The organism is Alistipes sp. An54 (assembly GCF_002159375.1).
Taxonomy (GTDB): Bacteria; Bacteroidota; Bacteroidia; order Bacteroidales; family Rikenellaceae; genus Alistipes; species Alistipes megaguti.
The window spans coordinates 1-14152 of record NZ_NFIA01000006.1 but is presented as its reverse complement, the minus strand read 5'-3'; the positions used below and the strand labels follow the sequence as shown (position 1 = coordinate 14152).

12 protein-coding genes are annotated in these 14152 nt (G+C 54.5%); 4 read left to right on the top strand and 8 right to left on the bottom strand.

Annotation, left to right across the window (positions count from 1 at the left end):
- The 7 genes from B5G09_RS07005 to B5G09_RS06975 form a co-directional block, all read right to left on the bottom strand.
- Positions 1 to 426 carry a DUF3408 domain-containing protein gene (locus tag B5G09_RS07005; RefSeq protein WP_087404617.1) on the bottom strand — a complete coding sequence of 142 codons (426 nt, stop codon included), beginning with the start codon at positions 424 to 426 and terminating at the stop codon, positions 1 to 3.
- A gap of 2 nt (positions 427 to 428) precedes the next feature.
- Complete coding sequence (locus B5G09_RS07000; RefSeq protein ID WP_087309042.1) at positions 429 to 1190, bottom strand: ParA family protein; 762 nt, start codon at positions 1188 to 1190, stop codon at positions 429 to 431.
- A 733-nt stretch (positions 1191 to 1923) separates the two neighbouring features.
- Entirely contained in the window at positions 1924 to 3711 is a 1788-nt protein-coding gene (locus tag B5G09_RS06995; protein ID WP_087309044.1) for a fimbrillin family protein, read from the bottom strand.
- Between the two features lie 22 nt (positions 3712 to 3733).
- Entirely contained in the window at positions 3734 to 5338 is a 1605-nt protein-coding gene (locus tag B5G09_RS06990; protein WP_087404616.1) for a fimbrillin family protein, read from the bottom strand.
- A 27-nt stretch (positions 5339 to 5365) separates the two neighbouring features.
- Entirely contained in the window at positions 5366 to 6250 is an 885-nt protein-coding gene (locus B5G09_RS06985) for a fimbrillin family protein (RefSeq protein ID WP_087404615.1), read from the bottom strand.
- Between the two features lie 20 nt (positions 6251 to 6270).
- Positions 6271 to 7158: a FimB/Mfa2 family fimbrial subunit gene (locus B5G09_RS06980; protein ID WP_087404614.1), complete on the bottom strand. Its 888-nt coding sequence runs from the start codon at positions 7156 to 7158 to the stop codon at positions 6271 to 6273.
- A 16-nt stretch (positions 7159 to 7174) separates the two neighbouring features.
- The gene (locus B5G09_RS06975) at positions 7175 to 8278 is read right to left on the bottom strand and encodes a DUF3575 domain-containing protein (RefSeq protein ID WP_087404613.1); all 1104 of its coding nucleotides are present in this window, start codon (positions 8276 to 8278) and stop codon (positions 7175 to 7177) included.
- 1180 nt (positions 8279 to 9458) lie between these two features.
- Here B5G09_RS06975 and B5G09_RS06960 point away from each other — a divergent pair.
- Together B5G09_RS06960 and mobB are read left to right on the top strand one after the other, a co-directional pair.
- Positions 9459 to 9869: a mobilization protein gene (locus B5G09_RS06960; RefSeq protein WP_087404758.1), complete on the top strand. Its 411-nt coding sequence runs from the start codon at positions 9459 to 9461 to the stop codon at positions 9867 to 9869.
- A complete protein-coding gene (gene mobB, locus B5G09_RS06955) occupies positions 9854 to 11089 on the top strand; it encodes a conjugal transfer protein MobB (protein WP_087404611.1) in 1236 nt (411 codons plus the stop codon). Before B5G09_RS06960 ends, mobB begins: the two co-directional genes overlap by 16 nt.
- Before the next feature lie 7 nt (positions 11090 to 11096).
- On the opposite strand, the gene B5G09_RS06950 is transcribed toward mobB, so the two are convergent.
- Positions 11097 to 11678 (bottom strand): RNA polymerase sigma-70 factor, encoded by a 582-nt coding sequence (locus B5G09_RS06950; protein ID WP_087404610.1) that lies wholly within the window; start codon positions 11676 to 11678, stop codon positions 11097 to 11099.
- Between the two features lie 238 nt (positions 11679 to 11916).
- Between B5G09_RS06950 and B5G09_RS06945 the strand changes: the two genes are divergently transcribed.
- Both B5G09_RS06945 and B5G09_RS06940 read left to right on the top strand, forming a co-directional pair.
- The gene (locus B5G09_RS06945; protein WP_087404757.1) at positions 11917 to 12882 is read left to right on the top strand and encodes a FecR family protein; all 966 of its coding nucleotides are present in this window, start codon (positions 11917 to 11919) and stop codon (positions 12880 to 12882) included.
- Positions 12883 to 13190: 308 nt separating this feature from the next.
- A partial coding sequence (locus B5G09_RS06940; protein WP_241147603.1) for a SusC/RagA family TonB-linked outer membrane protein occupies positions 13191 to 14152 on the top strand: 962 nt, incomplete at its 3' end.

The following is a 14152-nucleotide window of genomic DNA, read 5'->3' as shown; positions in this document are numbered from 1 at the left end:
CTATAAAAGATCTTTGGTACTTCGTTCCTTGTAGATGCGGTTGATCTCCTCCTTGTAGAGGTCGAGATGCTGCCGCAGAATTTGTTCAACATAGGAGGTGGCGGTCATGCGCTCGCCTCCGATCTTTTTGACGACCTCGAGAATCTTGCGCTTGGTCTCGAGACTGACATAGAGGGCTCCCCGAATATGTATATCCAACAGCGACATGAAGGTCGGCTCGAATTCGGGGACGACCACCGTCCTCCGTCGGCGCGATTCGGTTGAATGCCCCGTAGTGCGCTCTTCGGAGGTGGGTGGCGAGGTTTCCGCAGGCGGTTCATCCGGGGGTTGCTCCGGTTGCACTACATCCACGGTTTGCGGAACCAACCCCGCGATCATTCGGCGCATGGCCTCTTCGTCGACTTCCACTTTGTTCTTGCGGGCCATATTCATGAAATTTGAAGAATCGAAAGAATCTCGACCGCAAGGTTCTCGATCTGCGCTTCGCGGGCAAAGGTCCGTTCCGGAGCTAGCAGCGTCGAACGTCCGATTCCCGTGCCGTCAGCCAAAAGTTCCTTGTTGAATTTTGACCGGTAGGGAATCTGTGTCTTCAGAACAGGCAGATGAAGCTGACGGATGATCGCCTCATAGCGTTCATAGAGCGGGGTTCGCTCGCGGCGATCGACCATCGTCCAAAAGAGGTGAAGGCTGCGCAGACGGAGATGGTCATTACAAACCATGCCGTTATAAAGACTACGGGCAAAGGAGAGCGAACTCTCCAGCACGACCTTGTCTGCCTTGATCGGGATGAAAAGGGCTTCCAGCGAGGAGAGGATCTGCAGCACCCCTTCGGTATTGACTGTTCCGGGCAAATCGTAGAGGATAATCTGCGGATGATAATCGCTTTGCAGTTGTCGCGCCGTCTTCTCAAGGGCATCGGAAGGCGTGCTGCTGACGATAGGCCAGAATTTCCGATCGGTTCCCTTGAACTGACGGGCGACCATCAGTTTGTAATAATCGCTCAAATTGAGGATCTCCAACTCGCGGGAGCGTTGATTGTAGATCGACCATTGGGGATAGTCGCAGTCGACCACCAGCACGTCCCGCTGCAAGGTATAGTGGAGATGACTGGCAAGCAGAACGGTGAAGGTTGATTTTCCGACTCCGCCTTTTTGATTGCATACGGCAATGCTTACAGGTGTGTTTTCCATAGTTTGTTTCTTCAGGAAGGCGCGATTTAACAAGTTTGTTCAAGAGTGCGTTCACGCACGAACTCCCGAGTTCGTGAATTCAGGAATAAGGTCCGGCACGAACAAAGGGAAGCATCTCATCGCGAAGGAACAGATGACGGAAGCTGTTCCCGCAATCCTGAAAAACAGGATCAATGAACAAATACAATAGCAGTTTCATGGATGGATTGTTGGACGTTTGCCTGCAAGGTAATGCAGTTTTCGGGGGTTGATTCCCGATGTCCTCCGGAGGCCTCTCATGGCCGACAACCGCACTTTTTAATCCCTGAAGATCCTCGTAATATTGCAGCGGAGAATCCACCCGTGATTTTTCGTTTCGGAGATGCTTTTTCAGAAGAGGAATTGTCCGTAGGGGAAATGAACATTCGCCCACACCGGAAAGATTATCAGCAGGATACGCGATTGCAAAACGTTGTCCACCGATTAGGCGTCTTCACAATCGCATCGAATTACATCTTACTTGCCTTGTGCTCTTTTACGACCTAAAAGTAATCGTTTTTTCAGAAAAAAGCAACTGCCGCTATTGGGGTGCGCAGGTGTAAGAAATGCAGCCCACTGACCTTACGGTAGCGGGCTGCGGTGTCTGTATGATGTTACCGGGCACAATACTCCCGCCCGGAATGGGAGTTCTTTTCTTTTGGGGTTATACTTCAGTTATCTTTCGTTACGGGCGGAACTTTTCCCGCCCGACAGTTTACTGTTTCTTCAATGTTGGCAATGCTCCGGTGAGTTCGTACTGCCACTCTGAGCCTGCACTTTGCAGGGCGGCGTTCATCTGTGTAACGGCATTCTGCCAGTCGCCGTCCGTAACCATCGTGGTTTCGCCGGTACCTGCCTGATTGTAACCGATGCCTTGTTCCTGGCCGTTGTCTCCCCAGTAGCAGGCGGTGACGATAGTGGTAAAACCGATGTTCTGGAGATTTCGCCCCACCACGCCGCCTGTGCTTCCTGATGCTCCGGAGACCTTGCCCGTAGCGTGATAGCAGGCGGTGAGGGTGCCATTCTCATTGCTTCCCACCACGCCGCCTACAAAGTCGCCTCCTCCGGAGACAGAGCCTGTAGCATAGCAGGCGATAAGGACAGCTCCGTTATTGTATCCCACCACGCCTCCGGCAAAGGAATAACCCGTAGTATTGTTCTTTGTCGCGGTGACGCTGCCCGTGGAGTAGCAGGCGGTGATAGTGGCATCGCTTTGTCCTGCTATACCGCCGACATAGGCCTTGCCTTCCACCGTGGCGGAAGAGTGGCAGTCAGTGATGGTTCCTCTGTAATTCCATCCTGTTATGCCGCCTACATAGCTATTATTTGACGAACTTGTCACGCTGCCCGATACCGAGCAATTCTCAATGGTACCCCTATTCTCTCCCGCTATGGCACCTGCATTGGAATCGGCTGTTATATTCACATCCTTCAGCGTCAGGTTCTTCACCGTGCCGCCTTCGGCGATGGAGGCGAACAGCCCTACGTTACTCGTTGCCGACTGATTGATGGTCAGCCCCGTGATGGTATGGTTGCCGCCGTCGAAGGTGCCGGTGTAAGATTGGCTTTCAGTGCCTATCGGCGTCCACTCTTTGCCTGTGAGGTCAATGTTTTTGTCGAGGGTAATGTTAATGTCGGTCTTACCTCCGTTCACTAATTCGGCGATGTTCTTCAGACCCTCGGCGGAGGTCACGGTGTAGTTGCCGTTGCCGTCGTCTGTATAGCCGGGGTATGCCGCGGCGAGGGAGACGGTGTAGGTATATTCCTTGCCCGCCTGCCAGTCGGTATCGTTCTTCATCTTATAGACGAAGACCTTGCCATTGGTGAATTTGCAGGTGATGAAGGCTGTGCCCGTTGCCACCGTCTGCGGGGCGACGAGGGCGGTGTAGGTGTCACCGCCCTTGTCATACGGGGCGATTACAGCCGGGTTTCCATTCTCGGTGGAGAGGCCTGTCAGCCGCACGAACATCTGCTCCTCGGTATAGTCCGTCAGAACGACGGTGACCCGTGCCGTGCCGTGGGTGAAGCGGAGTGTGGGGTTGCCGTAGCTCACCGTCTGTTCCTCGGCTACGATGAGGTCGCTGCCCTCGAAGTCTTTCCGGGCACTTTGGTCGGCAGCTACCTTCACGGCAGGCGGGGTTGTCTCGCCAGCGGTGTAGGGCCACCACGCCGTGACGGTGATGTTATCGTGGTTGGTCCAGTAGTGCGGGTCGGTGGAGGTCAGCGTGGCGCCGGTGTTGTCGGAGGTGGAGGGCGTCACGTCGTACGCCTTCACCGTGCCGTCCATCAGGACTGCCACGCTCTGCACGCCCTCCCAGTTCCCGTCCACCGGGGCACGGGTACCGGCGGTGGCTGTCGCGGCGGGGTTCAGCCCCGTGGCGGTGAAGACGACGGGTGTGCCTTCCGCCCCTTCCGGCAGGAAGCCCGCTTCGTCCTGCGTGCAGGCGGCAAAGCCGAGCAGCAGGGCGAGGGCTGCGGATATATGAATGGTTGTTCGTTTCATGATGCGTGTTGTTTAGGGGTTGTTATTGTTTCTTTTGCAGTACGGGCAGACCGTCGGTACCGAGTGCCCAGTCGTTGCCGGTGAGGGCGGCGTTCATGCCATCGACGGCTGGCTGCCAGGAGTCGCCGGAGTCTATTCGATGCGTATCATCGGTGCCATCGTTAATTGCTACTCCGGGATACCCATTCTGACCATAATAGCAGGCGGTGATGGTGCTATAGTTGAGAGCAGCGATTCCGCCATTACCAATGCCTGACGTTAAATTTCCATCGAACCAACAGCCAATAATGCTACCGAAGTTGGAAGACGCAATGCCGCCGACATATCCTCCTGTTGCAGAAATATCTCCCGTTACGGAGCAGGCGGTGAGGGTGCCGAAGTTGCTCCACGCTATGCCACCGGCCACACCGTTTTGCCGCACATCGTAGTCCACATCCACCAGTTGCAGGTTCTTCACCTCGCCGTTGCCGCCGATACCGCCGAACAACGCAGCACTCTCACCCTGCGGATTGTCCGTAGTGATGGCCAGCCCCGTGATGCGGTGTCCCTGTCCGTCGAAGGTGCCTTGGTAACCGGATTCAGAAGTGGTGCCTTTACCTATCGGTGTCCACTTCTTGCCCGTCAGGTCGATGTCGGCAGTCAGGGTGCAGTTGAAGCTGAGATCACTCTTTGCGGCTTCCGCCCATGCCAGCAGGCCGTCTGCGTTATAGACCGTGTAGGTCTTGGTGGTGGTGTCGTAGTTGTAGCCCAAATCCTCGGCTGCGCCGCTCTCGCCGCCGCCGTCGTCCCATTTGCCGATTTCACAGCCTGCCAGCGTCAGGCCGGTGGCGTTCACCTTGACGGTGTAGGTATAGCGGTTGCCCGCCTCCAGCACGACGTCGTTCTGCGGGCGGAAGTAGAAGTTGCCGCCGCCAAGTTCCACGCGGATGAACGGCTCGCCTTTCGCAACGGTCTGCGGGGCGGTCAGTGCCTCGTAGTTGTTGCCGCTTGCGTGGTAGGTCTGGATGGCGGTCGGGTTGCCGTTATCGGCGGACAAGCTCACGAGGCTCACCGTGGCACCGTCCACACTCGTGAATCCCGTACCGGGTTTCAGTTCGATTGCCACGCGTGCCGTGCGGTGGGTAAAGGTGAGTTTCGGGTCGTCAAATTTTACCGTCTGGTTTTCAGCAGAGATAAAGTCGCTGTTCTGGAAGTCTGCCAACTTGCTTTGGTCAGCCGCCACCTTCACGGCAGGCATCCGTGTGATGTCTGTATCATCGAGGGGCCACCATGCCGATACGGTAATCGGGTCGCGGCTGGTCCAGTAGTGCGGGTCGTTCTCGCATGAGAGCGTGGCGCTCTTGTATCCGTCGGCATCCGTAGCCGTTACGGTGTATTCCTTTACCGCGTCGCCCATCTTGAGTGCCACGGTCTGTACGCCCTGCCAGTCGCCGTCCACGGTGGCACGGGTGGATGGGGCTGCCTGCGGAGTTGCCTCTACGGACAGTCCGGTGGCACGGATGACTACGGGATATTCGCCTTCGGGCAGACGGTTGTCGTCGGCCAGTTCGTCCTGTGTGCAGGCAGTCGCTGCAAAAAGCAGGACGGTTGCTGCGGACAGTATATGCAATGGAAGTCTGTTGTTCATATTCTTAGTCTTTTAGGAATGATATACTTAAAGGTCTGCGTTCACATTGCCGCCGTTCACCGGGTTCCAGTCGCTGATAGTGGCTGAGCTGACGGTTAAGTCCTTGTTGCGGACGGTGACGGTGTAGGTGTAGTTGTTGCCTGCCTTCAGTGTGCCTTCGGGAATGGTGAGCGTGGCGGTGTAGGGCTGGCTGTTGTAGTTCACGCTCAGTTCGATACTTGTCGTTGACTGCGGGAAGAGGATGACCGACGAGGTGAGTACGCCGTCCAGTTCCATTGTAAGGTCGGCTGTCTGTGCGTTCGCATCCGTTTCTGCCGTGCCGGTGGTGGTGTCGAAGCTGCCCTCCAGCACCAGTCCGGAGAGTGTGTAGCCGGTGGGTTTGACGGTATTGAAGTCCACGCCGCTTCCTGCCTTGAAGGTGAGCGTAATCTGACTCATGCAGTGGTGGAAGGAACAGTCCTTGCCGCCTGCATCAGTGTCGTCGGTAAAGTTCACTTCAGGATTGTGCGTACTGGCAGTGGCACCGGTGGCATAGAGGAAGTCCATGGCGGGCTGGTTCTGCTGCGCCGTGGCATCGGTGGTGGCGGTCAGTGTCCCACCGTCCGCATCGTAAGGATAGTAGGCGGAGAAGGTGGTCGGGTCATCATCTTGGAAGAAGATAATGGTTCCTGTCGGTGTGAACTTCCCGCTTTCCCACCGGTATGGCACGTTGGTGTAGCCGAAGCGGCTTTCGGAGATGCCTATCTCGTCACGTTCCGCCCAGGCGGTTCCGCTGGCGCGGGTGGATACGGCATCTGAGATTTCAGCGTTAATCACTGCGGCCACGGAATCATCGTTCAGGTTCTCGTTGTCGTTATTGCAGGCTGCCAGTGCGAGGGCGAGCGCCGCAAGTGCAAAAAATCTTGTCTTCATTATATCTGTCATTTTATTAGTTACAAATCGGCGTTTACATCATCACCTTTCACTTCTTCCCAGCCGGTAATTCCGGCTCCGTCCACTTCCATGCCTTCGGGAGTCTCAACCAGCGTTCCGCCGAGGGTCAGCGATTCGCCCTTTCCGGTGTTGAAGGCCGCGAGAGCTTCCGTAAGGTCGCTTTTCAGCGTGGTGGGGGTCGGGTTGCCGTCAGCATAGCGGATTTCGCCCGTCAGCAGCTGTTCCGTGCCGGTCACACCCAGCAGCCGCACCGTGGCTTTCCACTTGCCGGCATCATCACCTTCGGTTATCTTGGTGAAGGGCAGCACGACGTTCGAAGCGGCTCCGTAGGTATCGGTTGCGAAGTCGAGTGTTCCGGCTGCACCCGTCAGATGGGCAACAATCTCCGTGATGCGTCCGGCGGCATCACCTGTCGGCTCGACGACAAGCGTCAGCTCGCGTACCTGCTGCTTCATCGCGGCGGTCAGCGGATAGTCCTTGTCTTTTTCGATGCTCACCTGTTCCGTATAGGTGAAGAACCATCCCGGAGCATTGTTCACAAAGGCATCCGTGCCTGCCCGGTTTCCCGTGGCTGCGGCAATGGTGGCGGTGGTACCGCTTACCGTGATTCCTTCAGCCGGGTTCCACACCGCAAGGGTGTAGCTTCCCGGAGCAAACAGATGGTCGGGGGCATGGGTGGCGGAAGTCTCCGTACCCGTATAGTCACCCATGGTGACCGTCCATGTGGCAGGTATGTCGATGCCCTCACCGCGGGCCGACCAGTCGGCTGTCACCGCAATCTTCCCGTAGTCGGGATGCGGCGTGTCATAAAGCGTGTCCTTCACGCAGGAAGAGAGCAGCACGGCGGCTGCCATTCCCATCATATTTATATATTGTCTTGCTTTCATATTCGATTCCTCCGAGTTAGAATAACTTCCATACCAATGTCACACCGGCATTGATGGGGCCCCACCAGTCCTTTGTCTCGTTGCCACGGCGCACGCGCACACCGTCGATGACTTCATATTTCTCATAGTCGGCATTCAGGTAGCCCAAGCCGAGGTTGAAATCAAGATCTAATGCCTTGTTCAGCCGCAGCCGGTAGCCGGCAGTGATGCCGCCACCCATCAGGTCGCCCTGCTTGCCTGTTTCGGAGAGCTTGTAGTTGAACTGTCCGGCCTTGAACATCGCACCCAGATACCAGGCTTTCTTCTCGCCCATGTAGTAACGCACTTCCGGAGCCACTTCCCAGAGTGCATAGCGGCGGTCTTTGTCGCTCCAGCTCCATGAAGTCCACGAGCCGTTTACGGCAATGCCCCACGACGGGCAGATGCGCCATTCAAGTCCTAAATCGGGTGTCAGGGTGGCCCAGCGCAGCAGGTTGGCACGCAGGGAGAGGCCCATGGCGCAGCACTCGGTCTTCTCGGGCTCTTCGGCTCGGGCCTCCTCCAACACGGGCGGGACCGTCTCGGTTTGGTTGGCGGCCCGGTGTGCCTCTTCGGCGGCTCGTTCGGCAGCAAGGCGCTCTTCTTCGGCGCGCTTCGCAGCCTCCAGACGCTCGGCTTCGGCCTCCTCGGCAGCGCGGCGGGCTGCAAGCTCGGCCTCCGACGGAGTGGCGGGGATGACGAGGCGCACGGTGACGAAGTTGCCTTTGTCGGCATGGTTCTGCGTCCGGAAGCAGGCCTCGGTGAGCCCGCCACGCAGGATCATCTCCGTTTTCACGCGGTTCGAACGCGTCTTGGCCAAGGCGAGGTTTTCGGCCTCCGAGGGCTGCGAGGTGCAGTAGCCGTCGACCAGAACGGGAACCGAGCCCTCCGTGATGGCGGCCTTGTTTTGCGCGATGCAGGCGAGCAGGCGGTCGAGCTCTTCGCCGTTGCCGTTCCACGGGATGTAGAACATGTCGTCACCCGCCACGAAGCGGAAGGTATACTCGGCCGGGGCAGGGTCGGAGGGGTTGTCTGCCGTCTGGCCGAAGGTCGGACCCGCGAGGAGGCCCAACGCAAACAATAGGGTCAGCAATCTATTCATGGTTTTCAAAAGATTTGTTCGGGTTGCTGCAGGGACAAAACACCCCCGGCCCGGATCGAGGGGATTCGGGCATGGCGGAGTTGACGCGGAGGCGTCAGTTATGATTTTTTTGTGGGGGGGGGGAGATTCGGATCCGGACGCACGTCACCCTTTCGCTTCCGAAGGGCGAACGTACAGCAAGGGGATTTTGCTTGAAGGGAAGCATGGCTTCGGACCGAAGAGTTCGAGAACAAAATTAACAGAAAAAACGAAACTGGAAAATCTCGGCCGCGGATTTTGTTGTTTAGGCAAGAAAAATTGTTGTTTAGGCAAAAATTCGAGGCCGTCAGAGGCCGGTCGGAGTTACGAAAGGGAGCTCTCTCCGCCCTGTGTCTTGCGCCAGTTGGAGGGTGAAACGCCCTCCCGAGCCTTGAAGATCCGTGTGAAATGGCTGGGCGAGACGAAGCCCGCGGCCTCAGCGATTTCGGAGATGTTCTGCCCGGGGTGCCGGAGCATCACAGTAGAAGATTCCCGAAAAAGATCATACAAACGAAGGATTCCTCCCAAACGGTGAGAATATGCAAGGTATTGATATGATTTTCAAGACATAATGTTCTTTCCGACGCCGCCTTTTTGATTGCATACGGCAATGCTTACAGGTGTGTTTTCCATAGTTTGTTTCTTCAGGAAGGCGCGATTTAACAAGTATGTTCAAGAGTGCGTTCACGCACGAACTCCCGAGTTCGTGAATTCAGGAATAAGGTCCGGCACGAACAAAGGGAAGCATTTCATCGTGAAGGAACAGATGACGGAAGCTGTTCCCGAAATCCTGAAAAGCAGGATCAATGAACAAATACAATAGCAGTTTCATGGATGGATTGTTGGACGTTTGCCCGCAAGGTAATGCAGTTTTCGGGGGTTGATTCCCGATGTCCTTCGGAGGCCTCGCATGGCCGACAAGGACGCTTTTTAATCCCTGAAGATCCTCGTAATATTGCAGCAGAGAATCCGCCCGAGATTTTTTGTTTCGGAGATGCTTTTTCGAGAGAGGAATTGTCCTCTGCGAATGCCGGAACTGTACCCGTCGCCTGACGGGAGCGAGCTGTGTTTTTGTCCGACAACCGGCGGTTTGTCCGACAAAAACGCTCGCTCTGCGAGGCGGGCGGTGTTCTCCCAAGTCGAACCCCAAATCTTCCATCGAATGACTCGTCAGCGAAAACACAACCCCCAATCTCAAACTCCGAGTTACAAATACTCGTTCCGTCTCAACGAGGAGCAGGAGATCCGCTTCCGGCAGATGCTTGCAGCCGCCGGATTGGAGCACAATCGCAGCCGGTTCATCGTCAAACGACTCTTTGCCGAGCGCTTCGAAGTCATCCGCCGTGACCCTTCAAAGGTGGAGTTTCTGACACGACTCAATGACCTTTACTTCCAGTTTCAGCGCGTCGGGAACAACTATAATCAGGTAGTCAAAGCCATCAACAGCCACTTCTCCAATGTCTCGATTCCCCGCCAGATCGCTGCGTTGGAACAGCATACCCGCGAGTTGAAAGCGTTGAGTATCGAGATTCTGAATCTTACCAAACAGGCCGAAGGATGGTTGCGAATATAAGGACGGGAGCAACCGTCGGCGGAGCTGTCCGCTACAACGAGGAGAAGGTTAACCGGGGGCAGGCCGAGGTGCTCTTCTGGAATCGGATGCTTAATCCGTTCGATACCGCTGGTCGCATGAGCCACGAACGGTGCATGGCCAGCTTCGAACCCTTTCTCCAGGCTAACCGGCGAACGACCAACACGGTTTTCCACGTCTCGCTAAACCTCTCGCCCGAGGACCGTCTGACCGATGAGCAACTGGGCGAGATCGCCCACGAATACATGGAGCGGATGGGCTACGGCGAACAACCCTACATTGTCTTCAAACACGGCGACATTGCGCGTGAACATCTGCACATTGTCTCATTAAGGGTCGATTCGACGGGCCGGAAGATCTCCGACTCGCACGAGTATGATCGTTCGATGTCGATCCTGCGGGACCTCGAGCGAAAATACGGACTTCACCCGAGCATCAAAGGCCAGGAGCTGCAGGACCGGGAGGGATTGCGCAAGGTGGATTATCAGAAGGGCGATGTCAAGCAACAGGTCTCCTCCACCGTAAGGTCGTGCCTGCGGCATTACCGGTGCGCCTCTTTTGGCGAGTGGCGGACGCTGCTTGAAGCCTTCAATGTCTCGGCCGAGGAACGGACCGGAACCATCGAAGGACGTGATTATGCCGGAATGATTTACGGCGCGCTGACTGACGACGGTTATGGCATCGGAACGCCGTTCAAGTCGAGCCGGATTGGGAAAGATGTCGGATATGAGGCTCTGCAACGCTACTACGAGCGTTCGAAAACAGCCTTGAAAGAGCCCGGAGCACTTGACGGGTTGCGGGAAAAGATTGCGGATGGCATGGCGCGGTACTCAAACCGGGCGGAGTTCTGTGAGCGGCTGCACGACAAGGGCGTTGATGCAGTATTCCGCCTCAATGCTGCAGGACGGGTCTATGGTGTAACCTTTATCGACCATGAGCAGGGAATCGTAGCCAACGGCTCCCTGTTGGGGTGGAGCTTCGCGGCCAACGCCTTCGAACAGCAGTTCCATACCGAAGAGACGGGTAGGGAAGTTTCTCGGGAATCCTCGGAACAGGAGAGGTCTTCCTCAAAAGAATCTTTTCGGCCGGGGCCATCTATTCATCCGTTGGATGCAATTACGGAATTGGCGGACGTGCAAGCCTACGAAGAACAACAACAGCAACTTAAAAGAAGAAAAAAGAAAAGAGCGTTACGAAGGTAACGCTCTTTTAATGCTTTATGTTTAGAAATAAAAAGACAAGAATCGTCAGGTAATCTTTCAAGGAAAGCCGTAAGGTATTTAATGCCTTGCGCAGTTCATTGTCGACTCGTGTTGTTGTGATTCCGTTCCTATCCGCTATTTCCTTGTAACTCATACCCTCGAACTTGTTCGCCGTAAGAATCTGACGCCGTAGTTCAGGCATACGGGCAATTTGTTTGCGGCATATCTCCATAATCTCTTCACAGAACAATTCGTTTGGGTTACAGCATTCGATGGTACGCGTATAGTAATCCATTACGCACCGCTCCTTCATCAGAATTTTATCGTACACTGCCTTTTTAAGTTCCTTGTTCCGTCGATATTTCAGGCACTCGTTTTTTACCGACTGGTATAAATATGCTTCGAATGTTTTGATTTCGATATACTCACGATGGCGCCATGCAGCCGTAAAAATTTCGTTCACAGCGTCTCGTGCTGCATCTTGATCGCGCAGGTAAGAGTATGCGATTCGACACAATTTCTTTTCATACCGATGAAAAGATTGTTCGAATGATTCTTGCGTCAATTTCTCCGATACAATTTCTTGCATACTTCTCCCTCTGCTTGTAGAGCAAAGATAGAAAAAAAATATTAAAAAACGACCAAGTGAAATGTTTATATATTTATATAGTAATCAGTGTGTTATAAAATTAAGAAAAATCTATAATTTAATAAAAATATTTATTTGTGTAATAGGGTACGAATTCACCCTGCTCGTGGATATTTAATAATAGAGGGGATTAATAAATTAAAGCCTTAAAAAGATAGTTTGCAAAAGAATCGGTATGATGAATAAGATTGAGATATCAGACACTTTGCTGTTCAAGTTTTTCCTCGGTGAGACCACGAACGACGAAACTGACCGGATTGCCGCCTGGCTGGATGCCAATCCCGAGGAACACCAAAAATACATGAACGAGGTTCATGAAAAGTTCATCATCAGTATTATGACTGAACCGGACTCCGTTCCCGAAGCTGATACCAATCTATGGTATCGAATCACCCATTCACGGGCAATCCGCCAAACCATGGGAATTGCGGCTTCTCTGCTACTCGTTATTGGAGGATGTTATCTATTCTTCACGTCCCAATTGACACAAATGCTCGGGACCCCAACTACAATTGAATCTCCGGTCGGTCAACATGTCCGTTTGACGTTGCATGATGGCACTACCGTTGAGCTTAACTCAAAAAGTAAAATTTCCTATCCAGCGCTTTTCATCGGGAAAGAGCGTCGCGTCCGACTGGAGGGTGAAGCTATGTTTGAGGTTGCGCACGATGCATCGCAACCTTTCATTGTTGAGACCTATGCCTGCGATGTCGAGGTACGTGGTACGCACTTCAACGTGATAGCAGACAAGGATACGCAGGAATTTTCGACTGCATTGTTTGAGGGCAGCGTCGCTGTTCGGAACAAAATAAACGATGAGGAAATTCTGATGGAGCCCAACACGATCGTCAACCTGCGGAACGGGCACTTGTACCTTGGAGAACTGAATGACCGGGACGACTATCTTTGGACCGATGGTATTATTTCGTTCGGAGGCGACAATTTTGAGCAGATTATTGACAAATTAAGGAGGTATTTCGACGTCGAAATCGAGATTCAAAGAACTAAGTTGCCCGATGTCAGGTACAAACGGCTGAAAATCCGCACCTCGGAAGGCTTGGACCACATCCTTCGCATTCTGCAGCGCTCGTCGGATTTTACCTATGAATACAACGATCTCGAAAATAAGATCATTATCAAATAAGATAGCGTAATTTATTCATTTATGTCAAATGCCAAAACTGAACAGCCTATGAAACTTATATAGAACCAGATTCCTCCAATTTTTTGATTGACATAAAAAACCTGCAGGTGTTGCACCACCCGCAGGCCGCAGTTCAATCAAAATACTAACCGATTTTTACTTGAACCTTAACACACAAAAGTATGAATAAAAAGATTATTCAGCAAATCCGTCTGTCTATTCTTTTGTTCGTTCCGGCCCTGCTGTTCCCTCTATCCTCCCTTCATGCACAGAATGTGCGGGTTACCATTCGGGGAAATGGGGTGAAAATGGAACAGGTCATCAGTGCCATCGAACGTCAGACCCGCTATCTGTTCGGCATCGATGACGATGTGAATACCAATCTCCCGGTCTCGGTCCATGTTGAGAACGAACCCCTGAAGAAAGCCCTCGATGAGATGGTCCGCGGAACGGATATCTCCTATACGGTCGAAGGAACCAATATTCTGTTGTTCCGGCGTGCAAATACCTCGAAAGAGCGTCCGGTGACGGTCTCGGGCCGCGTGACCGATGCCAAGGGGCAGCCGATTATCGGCGCCTCGGTCATCGTGCGGGGCACCACGCTGGGTGTTTCGACCGATGCCGAGGGGCGCTTCACGCTGGAGGTTCCCGCTCCGGCCGCCGCGCAGACCTTCGAGGTGAGCTATCTGGGCTACGAAACGGCCGCGGTGCCGGTCGGTACGCGGACGTCGTTCGCGGTGACGCTCCGGGAATCGACCTCGGAGATTGAGTCGGTCGTGGTGACGGCCCTCGGCATCAAGCGTCAGGAGAAGGCCCTCTCGTACAATGTCCAGCAGGTCGAGGCTTCGGACATCACGCTGGTCAAGGATGCCAACTTCATGAATTCGCTCTCGGGTAAGGTGGCGGGCGTGACCATCAACGCCTCGTCGTCGGGCGTGGGCGGTGCCACGAAGGTGGTTCTGCGCGGTAACAAGTCCATCTCGCAGTCGTCGAACGCGCTGTATGTCATCGACGGTATTCCGATGTACAACTTCGGCGGCGGAGGCGGCACGGAGTTCGATTCGCGCGGTGCTACGGAGTCGATCGCCGACATCAACCCGGAGGATATCGAGTCAATCTCGGTGCTGACGGGCGCTGCGGCTGCGGCCCTGTACGGTTCGGAGGCGGCGAACGGCGCCGTGATGATCACGACGAAGAAGGGCGAGGCCGGAGCGCTGAAGGTGACCCTTACGAGCAACACGGAGTTCCTGAATCCCTTTGTGCTGCCGGA